Source organism: Streptococcus cristatus (assembly GCF_001588905.1).
GTDB lineage: Bacteria > Bacillota > Bacilli > Lactobacillales > Streptococcaceae > Streptococcus > Streptococcus cristatus_N.
In genome coordinates this window covers 18,686-37,482 of the sequence record NZ_LAWH01000019.1, presented here as the reverse complement: position 1 = coordinate 37,482, position 18,797 = coordinate 18,686, and the positions used below count along the sequence as shown (strand labels likewise).

The following is an 18,797-nucleotide window of genomic DNA, read 5'->3' as shown; positions in this document are numbered from 1 at the left end:
TTTACACCTCTTTTCGCACAGGTGGTCTGGTATCAAAGGCATGGAGCAGTTCTTCAAATACAGGGTGGAACTGTATCACACCGACACGACCATATAAATCACTGATAAGGCATTGCCCGTTTTCCAAATCACGCAATCGCTTCTGATTGTTTTCGTCCTCTGGGTCTACACCAAAAAAGGCTAAGGTCTTTTTAATCTCGTTAAGGTCAGTGGAACGAAATGCAAATTTTAAGCCGAGGTTATTTTTCAGTTTTTCATCTAAGAGGTCGTCTGTATTTTGGGTCACGAAATATACCCCAGCGTTCATAGCACGACCAGCCCGAACCAGCTTCATAGATAGTGTTTTTCCTTGTGCTACCTGTAAAAAGCTCCATGCTTCGTCTAAATCTACAATCTTGAAAATGCTTCGGTCTGTATGGATAAAGTCTAAAGCAAAGGTACTAATGACAATCAGCATAGCAACGGATAAAAGCTCCATAGTGGTATATTCCTCAAAGGAAGTTTCCTTGTCGGGAAGTACCAAGTCCGCAACCTGTATAATGTTCAGTTGTTTTTCTAAGCTGATAGACTGCTCCACATAACCATTACTGAATAATAAATGTGCAAAGTCATAGTCTGTAAAACTTTCGATATGGTCGGCTATACTGGTACTTAGTGGCGTATTCTCAACCCGTAATTCCTCAATCACTTTCATCAACCCTCGTACTTCACTATTGGTTACTGCACGAATGGCTTTTCTAAGGATTGGGAAGCGTTCCCCATCACGAGAGGAAATCCCCGTAAGGAATGTCAGAATATCAATAGCCAGTGATTCAGAATCTTTGGGATTTTTCATAATCACATAAGGGTCAAGTAAGCCTTTGTTTTTCTCATCAGAAGTCAGAGTGACGATATTGATTTCATGGGAAATCTCTGGCAAGGTTTCTTTCCATCTGCCACGTTCTGCTTTTGGGTCTACAATCACTGCTTGTGCCCCATAAAGCACCGCATAATAGACGATAAGGTTATTCGCAAAGGATTTACCACCACCCAGCGAACCAACAAAAGCCGACGCTAACGCATTGGTTACTGAACCCTTAACCCCTTGACTGGCAAGAGCAGGTTTCAGATAGACATTGCGTCCAGTATCTAAGCTGTAGCCAACATAAATCCCCTCATTTTCCCCCAGCATTTGAGTAGCACCAAAACCTAAACCAGCGAGGAAATCAGAGGTCACGTATTGAATATAATCATTCATATAACGCTTGCTGGCAGGTAAAAATTCTTCATGTAAGCCGAGCATATCCCCAAATGGTCGTACCAGTTTTACGCTTAAATCGTCATAAAAATCTTTCACTTCATTACAACGACGTTTGAGTTCGTCAAGATCATTTGCTGATACCCTTACCACATAAGACAGCTTGTACATAGATTCCTTGCTTTGGTCTAAATTGGTTTCCAGCTCATTCACACTTTCCAGAGCTTCCGCCACATTGGAGCTGGTTTCATTATCACTTTGCCAAGCGTGGTTATCCAAGTCTTTCAGTTCTTTCTTTTTATTGCGGACAGTAGATAGGGCTTTACGATTCGCTACAATTTCCACATTCATTGACGTATCAATCGGGAATGTAAATTGCTGTTGCTGGTAGTAGAAGATTTCAGAGGACGGGAAGTCCAGTTCTCCGACAATGCTGTTAATGGTAAAGTAAGCTACATAGACGGTTTCATCTTCCTGCTGGATTTTCAAATATCGCTGTTTTTCTTCCACCAAACAGCGAGTAGGCTTAATCAAGTCATAGTATTTAATCAGCGTTTCATTATCCAGCTTTTTCTTTGATAGATGGTACTCATACTCTTCATAGGCAGTGCCTGTCTGTCCGTAAAGGTGTTCAATCAGATAGCCGAAGTCGTCCTTATCTAACCTGCGGATTTTGAAACGACGAGAGATTTTATTTTCTAAGAGCTTTTCCATCTTCTGAAAACGCAGGATTTCATCATTACTCATACTAACAAAATCGCCCATCAGCTTATGGTTCACATCATAGACAAAATCAGACAAAGCATTTTTTGCTTCAACGGTAAGACTTTTCATAGAAAACTCCTGATCGTTGAGAAGCAACTTAAAGCCGATAAAGAAACGGTAGTTCACTTGATTTTCGCCAATCATGGATATTAAAGCGTCTGTCTGTTGGTCGATTTTGTCATAGGCAACCGCTTTGAGCTTGCCAGTGACTTCATTTTTGGAACGCTCTTGTGCAGAACGTATGCTGGATTCTGTACTGATTTGTAAAGCATGAATTTTGCCATCACGATTTTGTGCGATAAGCTGTCTGAAAGAATCATGCACTTGTATTTTCTGTTCTGGACTTAGAAATGAGTAATTGTAAGGAACAAGCTCATAGTAAGCATAACATTCCCCGTCTTTATTCCAGACGAGATTGTTTTCAATGTATTTAATTGGATATGCCATAAAATTCACTCCTAACTGCTGTAATGGCTTCTTGTGGCTGGTTTCTGCCAAGCGTTACTTTTTTTCCTGCATAGGTCAGCTTTGGTCGCAGTGCATAAGCAATGACAGACTTCAAAAATCCATAAGGCTTTTTACCATCAAAAGTTTTTGTAGACATAAACCATGTGAAAGCCACAGGAATCCCAAAGTATTTGAGAAATGCTCCCTCTATCATGGAAAGAGGGGGCAAGTTGCCAAGTATCATCACTGCAAAGAGTGACACGACAAACCATGTCATTTGCGTAAAGGTTATGGGAAACGGAAGTCTAAAATCATTGATAGAATACAGTACCTTTTCCACAGACCAGATACTGGTATAGCTTCGTATTTTCTTCATGTAATCAATCCTTTCATAAAAAATAGGGGTAGCTGATTGAGCCACCCCGTAAAATAGAAAATCTGCCAGTAGTAATGTACCGACAGATTTAATAGACGATTTCAAAAATCCCATGATTGGTTGAGATAAACGTTCCTGAAAGGTCTAAATCCCGACCATAGGCTTGATAATCAATATAGTTTTGAAGACTAGCTGGTACTTCGCCTAAAGCACCCGTTTCTTCAATGTAGTAGCGTGCCACGTCATACATATCATCACAATCGGAATGAATGATAATATCCTCTTGATGTTCGCTTAGTTCTTCAATGCTTGAAAAATGAGTGAGCAGAGCAGATAGCTCCGATTGTAATTCTTCGGGTAATTCCGATACCATTTCCCATAGTCGATTGAGTTCGCCAATGGAAGTGTATTCGTCAACCGTAAAGGGTAACTCGTAGTCATGAATGGCGTATTCCTCATATTCATCATTCAAGCCGATTTTCTCTTTGACTTCCTCAAAGTCAATGGGAAAGGTAAACCACGCACCGACCAATTCGCCCTCATTGTATTTGCCTAAATTCGCAATATAGACTTGCATATCGTCCATATATTCACGTCCTTTCTTTGTAGAGATTCAAAAATCCCTACCGCACTTCGTTTGGTGTACCATTCCTTTGCGGAACATAAGAAAACCACTTATATTCCACAAAAGAACGGTTTTATTTAAGCACCAATAATGCGATTGAATAGCTCTAGTAAAATGTCTTTTACTCCAGCAGCGTTGAAGACTAAGCCAACCGCAATAATCGCAATAATTAAAAAGCCAATCAGTTTGCTAAACTCACGCTTGAAGCCAAGATACAAGCCAATCACAACGATTGCTAAAAGCACCAGTGATTGAGCGTTTGATAGAAACCAGTTATAAAGGTTTTGTCCAAAATTCATAAAAATGTTCTCCTCTCTATATTCAATGAATTTGTATTTGAGTTATTTTTTTGTTGTTATCACGTCCTGTTCTTTTACTGACTGTTGCTTCAAAATCTGCTTGTGTCGGTCTGTCAGTTTCGCATGGTCGAGAATGTCTTTTACAACCTGCGTCTGGTTGATTTCATCAAGTTTAATCGCAACCTTTAAGGTCGGGGCAACTTGATGAGATAGCCAGTTCAGCGTCCTTTGGAAGGAGTAAGGCTCTGGTTTTGTGGTTAGTTTTAATCGTTCACGATTGTTCCCAATAAACCAAGCCCATTCTTCATTCAGTTTCCAATCAGAACGAGGTTTGGAATCGTCTTTATCTACAAAACGGATATACCGATTGATAATTTTAAAGGCGGTATGCTCTGGATTGTCATAGACGAGTAAATCACGGACTGCATAATAGGCACGCTCATTTTTCAATCGAATCTCAAAACGGTTTTTTACTTCTGCGTCTTCAATGGGAATATCATTTTTCTTGTACTGCTCGTAGTCCTTTTCATAGATACAGAAATAAACTTCACTTTGTAATGAACCGATATAGAGGGTGTTTCCCATACATTCCTTTTCCTCTTTGCGTACCAGTTCGCCACTGCGATAGCTTTTAAAACTGCGGAAGACGGAGATACATTCTTCCTGTTGGCACTTTTCAGTGAGTACAGGGATATTCAAAATCCCTGTCTTATCGTTAATGGCAAGGTCAAGGCGTTTCATCACACCGCCAGCCACCAAAACGTCCATAAAGAACTCATACCAGCTTCTTTGTTGTGCCAGAAGATAGCTTTCAAATTGTCTGCACCCACGACCTTTCAATTCCACCAGAACTCCTTTGTCCAGTTCATGGGAGCAAAGGACGAATATGTCGCCTAAAGCATAATGCTCTGAATAAGAATAGAAACCATAGTCCTCATGAAGAAAATAGGACAGTTTCAGTTGTAAGATGTTTTCGACCACCTGCTGTACGTCTGTTGTCGGAAAGCGAATCCTTACATAATCAAACAGCATTTCAAGGGGAGCGTCGGGATTGAAGCGTTCCAGAGCTTCCCAAAGGGACTGCTGTAAATCCTCTGATGGCTTGACTTTTCCTGTTTCAATATCGCTTAGATACTGCCTTGTAATACCAGTCGCAACAGCTAAACGGTTTTGAGATAGTCCATAAGCCAAGCGTTTTTCTTTTAAATGCTGTAACCAAGTTTGTTCATTCAGTAAAAATCCCTCCAATCAAAAAGGCGTATGTCAACTTTTAAAGCCCATTTGACATACGCTGAAATTTTGTAAATCCCTTGTAACCAAAGGATTTTCTAATGTTTTTTTGACTGTTTCCTGTCGATTTGTACCCCCCTGTTAGATACGGGGGGTTAAGTGCTGGCGTGGCTATTGCCACACCAGCCAGCAAGATCAGTCCACACCTGCGACTTCCGCTTCGCACGTCGCCTGCGTGGACTGTCTGCTGTTGGATAACTTTTTAATTTCCTCCAAGAAATCATATCCTTTTGGTACAAGGGGAGTATAAAACTCTGATATGACACTTGTTCCTACATCAACATAGCCACGACCTTTGATTCGCTTTAAGAAGAAATCCTTTTGTACGTCACTGCCAAACATCATGCCATAGCCCATTTCAGACATACGACCTAAAGCCACTCTGAAATTAAACTGATCACGGATTCCGTCGCCTAAATATTTTGCGTCTGGACGTTGACAAGCCAGTATTAGAAAGAAGCCAGCTTGACGACCTAACATGACAATCTGTTTCAGCTTATTCATAACTGCGGTGTTTTCTTTTGTTCCCAGCATTTCCATGAAAGCGACGTATTCATCAAAGATTAAGAAGTGTGCCGGGAGACCTAAGTAAGCATAATTTTTGCCAGTCTTATAGTTCTTCATCTGCTTCATTTCCTCACTACGTTTCATCATTTCTTCATAGAATGTTTCAATGCAAGAAAGCAAGTCTTCTTTTCTATAGTAGACATTTGCCATCACAGAACCTAAGTCCGCAAGGTCAGCATTTTTCGGGTCAAGAATATACAGTTTTGAATCTGTATGAAGCAAGGCTTCAATCAGTGTCAGTATAAAGTAAGTTTTACCGCCACCTGTACCACCAGCAATCAACATATGAGGGAGCTTATCATATTCCCACCATACGTTTTTCATTAAGCGAAGTTTACCATCTTTAGCTTCTACTTCATCAATAGAAATACGACTGGCTATGGTGTCATAGAGCAAAGTATATTCCACATAGGAATCCTTTAACTCTTTATCCGTCAGCTCACAGTACAAGCCACTCTCTAATTTCTTTTCCAAGTGTAAGAGTTGGTCTTGATATTTTCCCAGCGTGATTTCCACCCGTATCTGTATCAAGCCATTTTTAAGTCGATAATACATTTTAGGGAAGTAGGTTATCTTTTCCTTTGTACGACCAGCACTATCTTTAAAGAAACCCTCTGTTTTGACCTGTTCAGATTCATACCACTTGTTTTCAAGTATCATCTTTGCCAGTTTTTGACGGTGGTAAAGTTGTTTAACCGTATCATAGCGAACCCGTTTGAATACAAACGCTACCAGCAAGCAGATAAGAATTGCGACACTGAAACTGATAATTAAATAGGGAATGTCAATCTTATCTGCTTGTGATAGGTTAAAATCCTGCCAGTTGATCTGCTGGATTGTCTTCACATGAAACAGTCCGACAACCAGCAGGAAAACAGGCAGGAGTGACGCTATCGTAAAATGAAAGACTAAATCTTTACCAGATGGGCGAATCCTTTTACCACGCTGTTTCATGCGAAAAAGTCTCCTTTCTACCTAGCGACTATTTGTCTTGTGTCGGTTCTTTCTTTGCTTGTGGTTGAGCTTTGAATGAACTAGAATCCTTTGTCAGCACAATATCGTCTGCCTTGATATACCAGTCAACATCTGCTCCTTGATAGGTGGCAGTAGCAACGGTGTCCGCAATGGGATTGATAAGTTCCACCCGTGCGTTATAATCAAACTCTTTCAAAGGCACGCTGGCAGGAATACTTACTTGAATCATGCGTCCTTGTCCTTTGGATTTTAAGTCATAGGTACGTTCCTTGATTTCATCTGAAACCGACCCGTCTTCATTTTGGATTCTCACTTCACGACGTAGAGCAGAGAATTTCAATTCTCCAAAAGTCGTGTCTTTATCTAATACAATGCCATTTGCTAATCTCATCATTTTTCCTCTCTTTCTTTATTCTTTTATCATGTCGTCAGCATGTAAAAGGTAATTTGTAAAACCACGAGTGCCGATTTTGTAGCCCTCTGCGGTAATACGTGGATTGACTAACTTCACACGTTCCTCAAAGCCGAAATGTTTTTCGCCAGCTTCAGCAGGAAGCACCACCACAATATCATCTGCTCTTTGAACATCAGAATAGAGATTATAGCTTCTTGATAAGACAGTTAGCCGTCCGTTGATTCTTCGCTGAACGACTTTATCCTCGCCAGCAAATTCTAAATTGCCGAATGTTTTTTCCATGTTGGGAATCACAAATTTAAGTTCCATATTTTTACCTATCCTTTCTTTTTTATTGGCTGAATGAATGTTTGATGGTCTTAAAGAGTGGGGAACGACCTTTTGATTCTTGATTTTTTGTTTTCATAAGTTCACTTCCTTTCAAAATCGGGTAAAAAAATAGACACCTCATTTTTTGAAGTGTCTACCTATTAAATATTCAAATTTTATTGGAAGTATCTTTATATCTTCACTTTTCAAGGATAAATCGTCGTATCAAAGCTCATTCATAAGTAGTAAATTAGTAGTAAATTGAGTGGTTTTGACCTTGATAAAGTGTGATAAGTCCAGTTTTTATGCGGATAACTAGATTTTTATGCTATTTTTGTGCCTAAAAATATGGCTATTAGCTATTAGAACATGCGATTCTTGGGTAACCAAACGCCATATCGAGGTTATCTACCTCGTAATTCTTGATCAATTCCCAGAAATTTGCTACTGATAACTCTGCAACTGATTCATGCCAATTGAATCTAAAAAACAAATCTAAGAGAAATTTCATTACTTGATGAACTTTGGCTGTCTGTTCTACAGTATCAAATGTAATCAAAATTTTCTTACACAACGGATCAATTAATTCAATTTCAATACTATCATTTACAAAATTGAATGAAACTTCTTGATCCTGGTCATTCAAGATTGAGATATACTGATCCTCTTCAAATGTTGAATAAAACATTCTAATATTAACTTCTTCATTGTGATTAATTAACTCTGTAAGATATTGTTGAGTTAAAGAAATCACATGGTTTTTATACGTTTTCATTTTGTTTTCCTCTAATTAATTTTTTTAAATATGATTTTTCATTCGTGAATTTTCACGGTGGCCTCACTCTCTCTAATATTATTATTAAATGATTGTTCTTGAGCATCTGCTACCTCCTTTTTTGAGGAACAAAAAAGACAGTTCAGCACTGCCTTTTTTTATCTATACTATTATTATGCCATTTTTCTGTAAAAATAAAAAAATGATTTTTCAAAAAAGTACTATAAAAGCTGTTGACTCCAAAGGATGAATTTATTTGTCTAGCTTTGGGGTGTAGTTCAAAACGAGTGTTTTTTTCTTTTTTTTATTTTTATCAAAATATGGCATACTATTATTATAAATTAAATTGAATAAGTAGAGCCATTAGTCATATGGTGAGAAAGTTTGTTACCGGGCACGGTTAACGTACTTATTTCTCATATGCTAGTCATTGCAAAGGAAAAAACTAAGAAAAAAAGAAAGAAAATCTAAATGGTTATTCTCTACTGAATAACATGAAGTAAAGAATAACCATTTAGTAGATAAAAAGTAAAGAAAAACGTGTTTAAGGTAAAATAAAAAAGGTAAAAATAAAAGTAAAAACTAAAAAAAATAACTAGTTTACCAAAGTAAAAAATAATGTAATAAAAAAAGTAAAATAGAAAAGTTTTATAAGCTCGAACAAGCAATGACATCTTTATGATCCTTCCAAACATAGATTACGGTGAGTACTGAAAATCTATCGCAAACATTAAACTTCAAGAGTTAGCCTCGATGGGAAGTATCAAAAGCATACCCAGCTTATTAAAAAAGGGTGGGAGGCAGTTTAACAATAATATGTATTCATTTTAGAAAGGAATGTATAATGCCAAGAAAAAGAAACTCCCTCAAGCACGATTTATTTATTGCAGCTTCAAAAAATATCACAAACAATCGAACGAGGACAAGCTACAAAAGAGCAATTACTCGCTTTACAAAGTGGGCTAAAGAACACAATATTAAGAAAATTTCAGATATTACTGAAGAAGTGATTCAATTATACCAACTAAATCTAAACGATGATCCAAAACAATACTCTGTTGCAACCATTCATACTTATTTAGCACCTGTTTGTAAATCAGTTGATATCAACATGAATCGCATTAGAAAAGACAAGCGTTCCAGTGACAAAATTATCCGAGGTCGTGTAAAATCAAAAAACTCTCAAGGTAAACATCAAGAAACAGACTCTCGCTTCTCTCGGCTGGTTAATTTTCAGAGGGCAGTTGGGATTCGTAGATCCGAATTAAAAAAATTAAAAGGAAAAGATATTCGAAAAGATAATAATGGAAATTACTATGTTTTAGTTCAACGTGGAAAGGGAGGAAAATTTCAACCTCAACTAATTCTTCCTCAAGATATCCCAGTAGTCCTAGATACCTTTAAAAATAAACAAGACGATGATTATATCTTTACAGATGTAGAAATGAATAATCTTATCAATCTACATGGGATGCGAGCTCAACATGCAAGAGAGTGTTATTACTTCTACTTGAAGAAACTCCAAGATAATCCTAATTTCAAGGTGAATTTAAAAAATTTTTTAATAGAACGTTGGGAGGTTGGCCACCAAAATTTAAGGGATAAATCATTAAAAAAATTTGAGAAACAAAAGAAAAACTTCATTAATGATCTAAGAGATGAACCTTATAAAATTCGTGGTTCAAACTATAAAAAAGCCTTAAATTCATCCCTGCCTACAAAATATAATCGTTTAGCCTTGATGGCGGTCTCGGTCTTCCATCTTTCCCATTGGCGTCTATCTGTTACAGTGACGAACTATATTCTTTAAAGTTTCTCATTTTCGACTAAAAAATGAAGAAAAAAAACGGAAAAATACATTTTTTGGGCGTTTATATGGCATACTAAAAATATGGGCTATTGTATAGCTAACAGTTTTAACACATTTTTCAGACATAATATAAATTTAAAGGAGTTAAAGAATGTCAATTAAAAATCATTTACAAAGAGAATTCAAAGGCTCAAATTTTGAAATTCGTGAAAAACTAATAACAGATACCTACTTCACTAGCTTTTTAGATTACGTGAGTTTACCTGAATCAATCTCGAAATTAATTGAAGAAGGCTATGCTGATAAAAGAATTCAGTTAGAGGAATACATTGATTTTGCACTTCATCATAATTTAATTACGATGCAAAATGATATTATTCAAGCTACTGATCTTGGTTTAGCTTGGGTGTGGTGGGCTTATGCACCAGTTGAAGGTGATGATTGGATTTAGGTTAAAATAGCACTATATTTTCTGCATAAGGTAAAACTAACAAATGAATTATATAGTCTATTTTGTTGTAGAAAAAAATCCCCGCCAAGATCTAACTTGGCGGGGATTTGGTGGGGAATAACTCCCCTATTTAAGATTTAAATCACCTTAAACAATTCTTAACCTTAATATACTAGGCTTTCGCATTCAATTTGCGTTACTCTATTATTTAAGAGTAATGGTTACACAATGCTTATAAACATTATAAAATCAACGTTTATTACTTAAGTTTTTTAGTTTAGTGGGGTTTTGGTGGGGTTTGACGATACTCCAAACTTACAAAGTGCTTGAGTTATCTCTCTTCCTCCGCTAACTTTTTGACTATCATACAAATGCGAATAAGTATTCAATGTTGTTGCTTTATCTACTCGCCCAGAGCGTTGCGATACATAAAGAACATCTTTACCTAGTATATTTATTAAAAAGCTATCATGAGAGTGTCTCAAGCCTTTACCAGTTATTACTTCAACACCTGCTTTTTTAGCTTGCCTTTTGAGAATACGGCTTAAAGTACTTTTACTTAACGGTTTTCCGAATCGTGCAAGAACATAACTATCATCACTGTTTTCTACTTGTACAGTTCGCCATTTCTGCAATACTTCCATAGTCTCATCATCAAGCTCAATCCATCTGATACCTGCTTCAGTTTTTGTTTGATTTTTACGAATGAAAACTCCATTACCTTCATATTCTAAAGTACTCTGAACATGGAGTAATTTTCTTTCAAAATCAATATCCGACCAAATCAAACTCAGTCCTTCAGATACTCTAAGACCCGTAAAGAAATACAACCAAATCGTTGTGAATCTGTGTCGTTCTTCGTAATCTGACAAATCAAATGTTCCGATAACTTTTCTAAAATCATCTAACGTCCAAAATTTTGTATCTGGTCGTGCTCCTTTAGGATTATCAAGTAATTTACAAGGAAATTCATCAATAATTTGCAGACGTTCAGCATAGCCTAAACACTGCTTAAAGCGGATCCATACCCCTTTAGCATAATTAGGAGAATACTTATCAATCAAATGAAGTCTAAACTGCTCACATTCCCTAACAGTTATTGACGATAATCTCTTTTGTCCAAAAACTTCTACAAACATCTTATGGTGGGTAAGAGCCGTTCTATAAGTAACAGATTGAACCGTTTGCTTATAATAGGGAAGATATACTTCTGCCATGTAATCAGCAAAGGTCATGAAATCTCCGTTCCTATTTTGAGACATTTGAAATTCTGCCCTAATTCGACACAATTCATCATAAGCTTGCTTTTCACTCTTAAACAGATTCCCAAACTGGTCTTTGTAACTTTTCTTGCGTTGACGTTTTCCAGTTACATCATTTGCTTTAAACTCTGTTTGATAATAAATTTTTCCTTGTTTATCTCTCGATACACCACGATATTTTTTAACTGCCATTCTTTAAGTTCCTTCCTTTTTCAAAAGGTAACTCAAAGCCAAGTAATTCTTCAACAATATAGGTAGGTGCAAGGTCTAATCTTGAATTATCAAAAGGTGATTTACTTAATTCTAGCATATTATCTAAGGAATTACTAGTTTCTTTAAATTTTTGAATAGCTATTTTTTTCGCTTGCCTAATTATGTCTCGTGCTGTATGTTTTGGGAAACCTAACTCTACCAAATATTGATGACTCACAGTTTTTCTCATATTACTTTACCTCACTCATATCTTTATATGATATAATGGAAATATCAAAAGATATTCCAAAATATCTTTTGTTAACTCAGCTTGTCAGTTGCTCCGCTAAAAGTACCTGACAGGCTTTTTATATTGTCATAAAACTCCGTTATGTATTCTTTTACACCATATGGTGTTTCATGCTTTGTTGTACGTGAAAAATTTGGCGGACTGTTAATCTTATAATATTTTATTATTTCTCCTTTAGTTGTTGTCACTTCTAAAGGTTTTTCTATTCCTCTACTTGTCCGATAAATGCGGATACCTTTAGGATACATGTATAATCTTGCTCCCTTAACGATTGCTTTCTTATCAGAATTCTCATCACTTATCTGCAAATTCGATAGATAAGCAATTAAGTAATTTCCAACCTTATCCACTCTCTTCAATCGCTTAGTTTTAGTAAAACCTTTTTGCCATAAATCAGCAAGAATTTCATTAGGTATTGTCAAGATTGTAGAGTTTTTCATCAACACATGTAAGTGCCATCTACCACTTGCTTGGGGCTCGATTACCGATATATATTCCACATGACCATATTTTGCACGTAATCGGCGAATAAAGGCTTTAAAATCTTTATAGACTAATTCCGCATCTGTTATATGTTCACGGTACGTTAGAGTAATCCATAGCTGGTTATCACCGCCTGTAAAATTATGAGCAATCAAGCGACGTAATTTCTTCATTGTTTGCTTCGTTGATTTCAAATTATCAAGACGGTTGCTATTAGAAGTATCCATGTCATAAATTTCTCCCGTCTCCAAATTTACATAACGCTTCCCTGATATCACCTTAATAGTCTGTTTGTGCTGTCCGTTAGCAGTAGTCATTTCAACCGTGTTACCATAACGATAGGTCTTTACTACTCTGTCGCTTCCAATTTCTGGCATATAAGCTCCTTGTGCTTTTGTTTGACGCTTATCAAGTTAAAGGCAAGCAGAAGCAAGCTTCTGCTTGCACACATCTTTTCAAGCGAAGAAAGACGGTCGTTCCACTTGCTCAGCCTCTCCGATCTGAGCACCGCTATTCATCGCTTTCAAAGATGTTCCCATCATAATATTCTTCTAGTTCTTCAATAAAATCAAAATCATCATCGAAAAACGGAGTCTCAAAATAAGTTGGCTCAATAATTTGACCTGCAATAATAATGTAACCACTACCAACGACATTAGAGTCGTAATAATTAAAGTCCGCAGTATCAAAAATCATTCGATAGCCATCTTTTGACATTTTTCCAAGTGCAACACGACACCCTAATTGATCACGAATAGCCCCATCTAAAACTTCAGTCCCTGGTCTTTGCATACTTATCTCTACAAAACAGCCAGCTTGACGTCCCTTCATAATAATAGAATATAGGTATTCTTTTGCTTCTGAAACTAACTTTTTATCAGCTGTTTTCATAAATGCTGTTACTTCATCAAAAAATATTACAACAGGAGGTAAATCAAAATCAACAAAAGTTTTACCAAATGCCGATTTATCTGAAAAATATTGCTCATACCTTCCCTCCATTTCATCATTCACTAAGCGTAATATTTTACATATTTGATCAGGTGAAACACCGATATGAGATTTCGGTAAGCCCTCAACATATTTCAGTAAGCTCAAATCTGCATTCTTAGGGTCACAGATAAATATATCAGCTTTCATTTTTGCATAAGCCAATATTTTTGAGTTGATAAACATTGTTTTTCCGGAACCTGTCGAACCGACAGTCAAACCATGACTTACTTTTGACACATCATACTGAATCTTTTCTGTTAGTTGAATAACTGTATTATTTATATATTTTTTATTCTGAGATTTTGAAAATATGAGTCGTTTATCAGAGACTACTTCAAAAACATAATCTGTCTGAAAAGCTTCATCTTTTATTCTAATCAATTTTAACTTTAAAAACGCTTGAAGACCTTCGCCTATTTCTTTTACTAGATCATCTAATATTTCCCCATTCTTATATGCCCGAACTACTACACAATCATTCTTATCAATCCAATCAAGCTCAATAGAAGCAGTGATGACTTCGTTTCCATTGTAAATTTTAGCCGTCTCATACAAATGATTATTTAAAATGAATTTCTTTAATTTATTTCTATTCAGATAAGTACTTCGTTTATATAAACCGAAAGCATAAAGAAAGTTTAACAAAGCTACAAAACTATAAAAATACAGATTATAAGTAGTTCCAAACCAATTTACACACACGGGGTTCAGATATCTATACACTAAAAACAGAATTATATTCGAGCATATCATACATGATATGCTCGCCCAGAACGGGTAATTCCAACTTGCACTGACTCTTCTCATTTCTTATCCTCTGGTTGATTTGCTTCTATTACATCAGCGTGAATAGATAGCTGATTTTGATAGTCACCGTAAATTGTTGCTTTTTTAACATTTACAATTTTACATTCAGTTTGTAATGGTTTGAAACCAATAAAATCGTCAACTGTTTTATTTTGAACAGTAACTTGAAGTTGCTCACCCAAGTTATTGCTTTCATTTTGATAAACTGTTTTATCTTCAAGAATAAGCAAGCTCACTTTTACACCATTTTCATTTTTGACGGTTTTTACACCGATAAAGTATAGTCTCTTTTTTTCTAAAAACTCTTGATGTTTAAAATCTTTGAATTGACTTAAATTTTTCATAGTTTATGTTCCTTTCTTTAAAACGATTAAAAATCATCACTTCTCATAGTACGCATAGTGTTTACTGTATCTCTGTGCACATATTGAGTGTACTCCTTTTAAATTTTTGTCTTCTAGTACTATCTGACTATATTTAGTTTAATACATTTTTATAATGTACACAAACTGTATTTTTTGGTATAATATTCTAAAAAAGTACATCAAATAGAGGTTGGAATGACATCACTAACTACAGATTTTATATTTAATGTAGCTTCCCTTCGGTGTAAAATACGAAAAGAGCATTTTCACTTATCTAATGAAGACATCTCTTACTATATTGATGATGAGGGTAATGAAAAATTTTTAAATGTATCTTATATTTCTAGAATACTAAACAATCAATATATGCCTTATACAAACAGGCGTTCTCCCAATCCTTTTTTAATCCCTAAATCATATATCGAACCTCTACAGAAGAATCTGAATTTTAACTGCACTAAACATATATTCTTCGGTGAGAACTGGGAGATAGAAATGCTTTCACCATTAATTTTTCAAGCAATGATTCTTGATCTTATGAATAATAAAAAAACAACAGAATTTATTGAAACTCTGTTGCTTGATAGTGTCTCGTATGCACAATATGTATCATTTTTTGAATTATTTGAATCAGAACTAAATAAAAAAGGTTATAGTATACAGATGCTAAAAAATATGTGGAAAGACAAATACATGTTAGAACCTGACAAATTTGAAATTAAATACAATCGATTTATGCAAGAAATAAATTACATACTAGCGATTTGGAAAAAAGCTGATATTGATTTCCAAAAGTATTTTATTTTTGAACCTAGTCACTTCCATATTTTTGATTTTTCACCCTCTACTTCATCTAAAAGAAATATCAGTAGACAAGCAGATGACCAAATTCTTATAATAAAAAGAATGCAATTTATATTGCAATGCAGAATCAATGAACTCTATAATGAAATGTCCGAGTCATTTATAGCCAATATTAAAAAATTTTTCCATCCTCTTAAGTCTTTTAAAGACCTTCCTAAGAAAATAGAAAATTTTCTAAACGAAATTATCATCCCTGAACTCAATCAATATATAAATAAAGAAGGGGGCAAAGAAAGATTTATACTACAATCACTGGGACATAGAACAAGACAAATCATAAAAAATGATATTATTCCCATACAAAAAGAAAAATACCTTCATGAATTGAGTAAATTAGACCTATATGTCGATGAACGTAAGTTAAGTTCTTCTGAACTAAGACAGAAACAAACACTATTAGATATATCATTAGCTTATATTGAACAACTAGAAAAATATCAAATAGGCGTAAAACAAGTCAACAAGAGACCACCAACCTTAAAAAAATGGAATAGCAAGTATTTGGATAAATTGAGAAATAAATAAGATTAGACGAAAACCCTGTCATTAAGACAAGGTTTTTTGTTTATTTCTTCATAAGCCCATAACGCTCCACGATTTCTTCATCTGAAATACTAGCTTCATTTGGATAATTCTTAAAATATAAGCTATTATCAACAAAGTAGTTTCCAAAGTTTGACATAGCGGAACGTCCTAGCTTGTTTTGGTCGTTATTGGGATATATAAGGATTGATTCAAGATAATCGCTCAGAATATACATTGAATCATATTCTTCGTTTTTCAAAGAAGTAACAGCATCTTTGTTATAGGTGTAATCATAATATGGCATTAAAATTTGGAATGTTACACTTTCGCCTGATTTGATTGTAACTTTTGGTCGAAAGCCAATTAGAAGTTCTGATGGCTTGACACCTGCTTATTCTTTGAAGTAACCTTTGATACGAATTGAAGTTTGATGCTCGATGTCACTATCTTTATTGTCGTTATAACCCAGTACATCCTCGCCGTAGTTGTTTGTAACCGTTACTGCGAGACGTTTGGTATCATTGTTATATTCACCGATTTCAACTTTCAGTTTTCTAAGGTGTTTATCTACGTCATTAGGAGTTAAGAAAACCTGTTCCCCTTTCTTTTCTGCTTCACCTTCAGTTTTTCTATAATCTTGAGCCATACCTCCAAGATAAAAACCTGCTCTGGTTAATTTTATTAGTTCATGATGATTTTTGATATAGTCTTGTAAATCATTTGTTTTTGTTGAGATTTGCTCGGTTGTAGATGAACCACTTGTCGAAGTTGTTTTGTTATTAGAACAAGCCACCATAAACGTTGAAGTGGCTAGTAGTACTAGACCTGTTAAAATAAATTTAGTTTTCATAACCATCTCCATAATCTATTTTGATAAAAATTTTTTGATGAGCCATACAATTCCTATGATGACTAATACAGTAAGAGCTAGTGAAAATAACGATTGAAATAGGGCTGGAAGCGTGTAAAGTAGTGCTCCGATGAGTAATGTAATTGTCACACATCCACAACCTGCTGCTTTTTCCTCAATAAATTCTTTAATAACAAAAACTCTACCTGTTTCTTTAAATGCCATAACTTCTCGCTTTCGTTTTTATTTAATTAAACTCAATTTATTAAGTGTAGGCAATACCTTAAGCATGATACGGTAATTATATAATATGAAAATTATACAGAGGTAGAATATGATTTCGTACAAGCTATTTTATGAAACATTAAACAAGCGAGATAAATCAGAGTATTATCTGATAAAAATAGAAGGTATTTCAGCAAATACTTTATATCGCATTAAAAAAGGAGAACCAATAACAACTAAAACGATAGATAGATTATGTGAGATATTAGAATGTAATGTAGAAGATGTTATCAGGTATGAACTTAACGAAGAATAGCAAAAAACCCCACCAAAATTTTATTTTGGTGGGGTTTTAGTGGGGAATGAAATCATTCCTTTAATTTTAAATCACCTTAGAAAACCCTAAGACCTTGATTTACTAGGCTTCCGCAATCAAATTGCGATACTCTATTATTTAAGAGTAACTGAAGCTCCAGCTTCTTCCAATTTAGCTTTGATTTCTTCAGCTTCTGCAGTTGGAACGCCTTCTTTGATGACACCTGGTGCACCATCAACAAGTTCTTTAGCTTCTTTAAGGCCAAGACCAGTGATTTCACGTACAACTTTGATAACGCCAACTTTTTTGTCACCAGCAGCTGTCAATTCAACGTCAAATGAATCTTTAGCAGCACCAGCGTCAGCAGTACCAGCTGCAGCAACAGCTACAGGAGCAGCTGCAGTTACACCAAATTCTTCTTCGATAGCTTTTACAAGGTCGTTCAATTCAAGGATTGAAGCTTCTTTAATTTCAGCAATAATGTTTTCAATGTTCAATGCCATTGTTATTTCCTCCAAATAAGTTTTTATTTTTATAATAATGTTTTGTAGCTAGGCTACGCTGCGTAGCTTAAGATTAAGCTGCGTCTTCTTTGTTGTCTGCAACTGCTTTGACAGCAAGTGCAACGTTGCGAACTGGCGCTTGAAGTACAGAAAGGAGCATAGAAAGAAGTCCTTCGCGGTTTGGAAGAGTTGCAAGTGCAAGAATCTCTTCTTTTGATGCGACAGCGCCTTCGATAGCACCACCTTTGATTTCAAGTGCTTCTGCATTCTTAGCAAAATCGTTCAAGATTTTCGCTGGTGCGATAACATCTTCATTAGAAAATGCTACTGCAGATGGTCCAACAAATACTGATGCAAGATCTTCAAGACCAGCTTTTTCAGCTGCACGACGTAAGATTGAGTTTTTAATCACTTTGTACTCAACTTCGCTTCCACGAAGCTCACGACGAAGAACAGTATCTTGCTCAACTGTCAAACCACGAGCGTCCACAACAACGATTGATGCAGCAGCTTTCATTTTCTCAGCTACTACGTCAACTAATTCTGCTTTTTTAGCAATAATTGCTTCACTCATTTAGTGTTTCACCTCCGTAATTATTTTGCTTGGGGAATCTTTCTAAAAGAAAAACGCGCCCAAACCTAGACACGAAAGTACAATACGCTTCTTTTACATGATACGTTTTGTCCTCGGTAGGATTTTTATGAGTCGAGCTCCCCTACTGTCTTAGGCAGTTTTTTCAAACCATTTATAATTATAGCAA

At 35.6% G+C, this 18,797-nt stretch carries 22 protein-coding genes and 1 other annotated feature; of the genes, 4 read left to right on the top strand and 18 right to left on the bottom strand.

Going from position 1 to position 18,797, the window contains the following annotated elements:
- Nucleotide 1: 1 nt before the first annotated feature.
- The 9 genes from tcpF to A0765_RS03905 form a co-directional block, all read right to left on the bottom strand.
- The gene (gene tcpF, locus A0765_RS03945; protein WP_000331160.1) at nt 2-2,449 is read right to left on the bottom strand and encodes a conjugal transfer ATPase TcpF; all 2,448 of its coding nucleotides are present in this window, start codon (nt 2,447-2,449) and stop codon (nt 2-4) included.
- Nucleotides 2,433-2,825, bottom strand: coding sequence for a conjugal transfer protein (locus A0765_RS03940; RefSeq protein ID WP_000723888.1), 393 nt, complete (start codon nt 2,823-2,825; stop codon nt 2,433-2,435). The genes tcpF and A0765_RS03940 overlap by 17 nt, the downstream gene beginning before the upstream one ends.
- Nucleotides 2,826-2,913: 88 nt before the next feature.
- Nucleotides 2,914-3,411, bottom strand: coding sequence for an antirestriction protein ArdA (locus A0765_RS03935; protein ID WP_000342539.1), 498 nt, complete (start codon nt 3,409-3,411; stop codon nt 2,914-2,916).
- 116 nt (nt 3,412-3,527) lie between these two features.
- A complete protein-coding gene (locus A0765_RS03930; protein ID WP_001009056.1) occupies nt 3,528-3,749 on the bottom strand; it encodes a hypothetical protein in 222 nt (73 codons plus the stop codon).
- A gap of 42 nt (nt 3,750-3,791) precedes the next feature.
- Nucleotides 3,792-4,997 (bottom strand): MobT family relaxase, encoded by a 1,206-nt coding sequence (gene mobT, locus A0765_RS03925; RefSeq protein WP_000398284.1) that lies wholly within the window; start codon nt 4,995-4,997, stop codon nt 3,792-3,794.
- 177 nt (nt 4,998-5,174) lie between these two features.
- Nucleotides 5,175-6,560 (bottom strand): FtsK/SpoIIIE domain-containing protein, encoded by a 1,386-nt coding sequence (locus tag A0765_RS03920; RefSeq protein ID WP_000813488.1) that lies wholly within the window; start codon nt 6,558-6,560, stop codon nt 5,175-5,177.
- A 28-nt stretch (nt 6,561-6,588) separates the two neighbouring features.
- On the bottom strand, nt 6,589-6,975 hold the full coding sequence (locus A0765_RS03915; RefSeq protein ID WP_000985015.1) for a YdcP family protein: 387 nt from the start codon (nt 6,973-6,975) through the stop codon (nt 6,589-6,591).
- A 15-nt stretch (nt 6,976-6,990) separates the two neighbouring features.
- Nucleotides 6,991-7,305 carry a YdcP family protein gene (locus A0765_RS03910; protein ID WP_000420682.1) on the bottom strand — a complete coding sequence of 105 codons (315 nt, stop codon included), beginning with the start codon at nt 7,303-7,305 and terminating at the stop codon, nt 6,991-6,993.
- Nucleotides 7,306-7,660: 355 nt separating this feature from the next.
- Nucleotides 7,661-8,080, bottom strand: coding sequence for a hypothetical protein (locus tag A0765_RS03905; protein WP_062004748.1), 420 nt, complete (start codon nt 8,078-8,080; stop codon nt 7,661-7,663).
- Between the two features lie 844 nt (nt 8,081-8,924).
- On the opposite strand from A0765_RS03905, the gene A0765_RS03895 reads away from it, so the two are divergent.
- Nucleotides 8,925-9,890: a site-specific integrase gene (locus A0765_RS03895; RefSeq protein ID WP_062004743.1), complete on the top strand. Its 966-nt coding sequence runs from the start codon at nt 8,925-8,927 to the stop codon at nt 9,888-9,890.
- A gap of 151 nt (nt 9,891-10,041) precedes the next feature.
- Nucleotides 10,042-10,341, top strand: a complete 300-nt coding sequence (locus A0765_RS03890; RefSeq protein WP_062004741.1) for a hypothetical protein — start codon at nt 10,042-10,044, stop codon at nt 10,339-10,341.
- 272 nt (nt 10,342-10,613) lie between these two features.
- Here the strand turns inward: A0765_RS03890 and A0765_RS03885 are convergent, their stop codons facing one another.
- From A0765_RS03885 to A0765_RS03865, 5 genes are all read right to left on the bottom strand, one after another.
- Nucleotides 10,614-11,795 (bottom strand): tyrosine-type recombinase/integrase, encoded by a 1,182-nt coding sequence (locus A0765_RS03885; protein ID WP_062004739.1) that lies wholly within the window; start codon nt 11,793-11,795, stop codon nt 10,614-10,616.
- Complete coding sequence (locus A0765_RS03880; protein ID WP_062004737.1) at nt 11,785-12,045, bottom strand: DUF3173 family protein; 261 nt, start codon at nt 12,043-12,045, stop codon at nt 11,785-11,787. Before A0765_RS03880 ends, A0765_RS03885 begins: the two co-directional genes overlap by 11 nt.
- Nucleotides 12,046-12,116: 71 nt before the next feature.
- Nucleotides 12,117-12,965 (bottom strand): rolling circle replication-associated protein, encoded by an 849-nt coding sequence (locus A0765_RS03875; protein ID WP_062004735.1) that lies wholly within the window; start codon nt 12,963-12,965, stop codon nt 12,117-12,119.
- Between the two features lie 133 nt (nt 12,966-13,098).
- Entirely contained in the window at nt 13,099-14,226 is a 1,128-nt protein-coding gene (locus A0765_RS03870; RefSeq protein WP_257000799.1) for an FtsK/SpoIIIE domain-containing protein, read from the bottom strand.
- Between the two features lie 158 nt (nt 14,227-14,384).
- Nucleotides 14,385-14,732 (bottom strand): hypothetical protein, encoded by a 348-nt coding sequence (locus A0765_RS03865; RefSeq protein ID WP_062004731.1) that lies wholly within the window; start codon nt 14,730-14,732, stop codon nt 14,385-14,387.
- Between the two features lie 216 nt (nt 14,733-14,948).
- On the opposite strand from A0765_RS03865, the gene A0765_RS03860 reads away from it, so the two are divergent.
- A complete protein-coding gene (locus tag A0765_RS03860; RefSeq protein ID WP_062004728.1) occupies nt 14,949-16,142 on the top strand; it encodes a hypothetical protein in 1,194 nt (397 codons plus the stop codon).
- Nucleotides 16,143-16,533: 391 nt separating this feature from the next.
- Here the strand turns inward: A0765_RS03860 and A0765_RS03850 are convergent, their stop codons facing one another.
- On the bottom strand, nt 16,534-16,992 hold the full coding sequence (locus tag A0765_RS03850; protein ID WP_062004725.1) for a hypothetical protein: 459 nt from the start codon (nt 16,990-16,992) through the stop codon (nt 16,534-16,536).
- Nucleotides 16,993-17,007: 15 nt separating this feature from the next.
- Nucleotides 17,008-17,217, bottom strand: coding sequence for a hypothetical protein (locus A0765_RS03845; RefSeq protein WP_062004723.1), 210 nt, complete (start codon nt 17,215-17,217; stop codon nt 17,008-17,010).
- A gap of 109 nt (nt 17,218-17,326) precedes the next feature.
- On the opposite strand from A0765_RS03845, the gene A0765_RS03840 reads away from it, so the two are divergent.
- Nucleotides 17,327-17,533: a helix-turn-helix domain-containing protein gene (locus A0765_RS03840; RefSeq protein WP_062004721.1), complete on the top strand. Its 207-nt coding sequence runs from the start codon at nt 17,327-17,329 to the stop codon at nt 17,531-17,533.
- A gap of 134 nt (nt 17,534-17,667) precedes the next feature.
- Here A0765_RS03840 and rplL read toward each other — a convergent pair whose 3' ends face one another.
- Nucleotides 17,668-18,036, bottom strand: coding sequence for a 50S ribosomal protein L7/L12 (rplL, locus tag A0765_RS03835; RefSeq protein WP_005589769.1), 369 nt, complete (start codon nt 18,034-18,036; stop codon nt 17,668-17,670).
- Between the two features lie 73 nt (nt 18,037-18,109).
- Complete coding sequence (gene rplJ / locus A0765_RS03830) at nt 18,110-18,610, bottom strand: 50S ribosomal protein L10 (protein ID WP_001287273.1); 501 nt, start codon at nt 18,608-18,610, stop codon at nt 18,110-18,112.
- A 38-nt stretch (nt 18,611-18,648) separates the two neighbouring features.
- Nucleotides 18,649-18,783: a sequence feature (ribosomal protein L10 leader region), on the bottom strand.
- Nucleotides 18,784-18,797 lie beyond the last annotated feature (14 nt).

What these genes read in the sequence shown, in the direction of transcription:
- A0765_RS03865 (WP_062004731.1), bottom strand. Translation starts at nt 14,732, where the DNA reads ATGAAAAATTTAAGTCAATTCAAAGATTTTAAACATCAAGAGTTTTTA.
- A0765_RS03890 (WP_062004741.1), top strand. Translation starts at nt 10,042, where the DNA reads ATGTCAATTAAAAATCATTTACAAAGAGAATTCAAAGGCTCAAATTTT.
- rplL (WP_005589769.1), bottom strand. Translation starts at nt 18,036, where the DNA reads ATGGCATTGAACATTGAAAACATTATTGCTGAAATTAAAGAAGCTTCA.
- A0765_RS03935 (WP_000342539.1), bottom strand. Translation starts at nt 3,411, where the DNA reads ATGGACGATATGCAAGTCTATATTGCGAATTTAGGCAAATACAATGAG.
- A0765_RS03895 (WP_062004743.1), top strand. Translation starts at nt 8,925, where the DNA reads ATGCCAAGAAAAAGAAACTCCCTCAAGCACGATTTATTTATTGCAGCT.
- rplJ (WP_001287273.1), bottom strand. Translation starts at nt 18,610, where the DNA reads ATGAGTGAAGCAATTATTGCTAAAAAAGCAGAATTAGTTGACGTAGTA.
- A0765_RS03875 (WP_062004735.1), bottom strand. Translation starts at nt 12,965, where the DNA reads ATGCCAGAAATTGGAAGCGACAGAGTAGTAAAGACCTATCGTTATGGT.
- A0765_RS03860 (WP_062004728.1), top strand. Translation starts at nt 14,949, where the DNA reads ATGACATCACTAACTACAGATTTTATATTTAATGTAGCTTCCCTTCGG.
- A0765_RS03840 (WP_062004721.1), top strand. Translation starts at nt 17,327, where the DNA reads ATGATTTCGTACAAGCTATTTTATGAAACATTAAACAAGCGAGATAAA.
- A0765_RS03940 (WP_000723888.1), bottom strand. Translation starts at nt 2,825, where the DNA reads ATGAAGAAAATACGAAGCTATACCAGTATCTGGTCTGTGGAAAAGGTA.
- A0765_RS03915 (WP_000985015.1), bottom strand. Translation starts at nt 6,975, where the DNA reads ATGATGAGATTAGCAAATGGCATTGTATTAGATAAAGACACGACTTTT.
- A0765_RS03880 (WP_062004737.1), bottom strand. Translation starts at nt 12,045, where the DNA reads ATGAGAAAAACTGTGAGTCATCAATATTTGGTAGAGTTAGGTTTCCCA.
- A0765_RS03920 (WP_000813488.1), bottom strand. Translation starts at nt 6,560, where the DNA reads ATGAAACAGCGTGGTAAAAGGATTCGCCCATCTGGTAAAGATTTAGTC.
- A0765_RS03845 (WP_062004723.1), bottom strand. Translation starts at nt 17,217, where the DNA reads ATGGCATTTAAAGAAACAGGTAGAGTTTTTGTTATTAAAGAATTTATT.
- A0765_RS03910 (WP_000420682.1), bottom strand. Translation starts at nt 7,305, where the DNA reads ATGGAACTTAAATTTGTGATTCCCAACATGGAAAAAACATTCGGCAAT.
- A0765_RS03930 (WP_001009056.1), bottom strand. Translation starts at nt 3,749, where the DNA reads ATGAATTTTGGACAAAACCTTTATAACTGGTTTCTATCAAACGCTCAA.
- A0765_RS03850 (WP_062004725.1), bottom strand. Translation starts at nt 16,992, where the DNA reads ATGAAAACTAAATTTATTTTAACAGGTCTAGTACTACTAGCCACTTCA.
- A0765_RS03885 (WP_062004739.1), bottom strand. Translation starts at nt 11,795, where the DNA reads ATGGCAGTTAAAAAATATCGTGGTGTATCGAGAGATAAACAAGGAAAA.
- tcpF (WP_000331160.1), bottom strand. Translation starts at nt 2,449, where the DNA reads ATGGCATATCCAATTAAATACATTGAAAACAATCTCGTCTGGAATAAA.
- A0765_RS03905 (WP_062004748.1), bottom strand. Translation starts at nt 8,080, where the DNA reads ATGAAAACGTATAAAAACCATGTGATTTCTTTAACTCAACAATATCTT.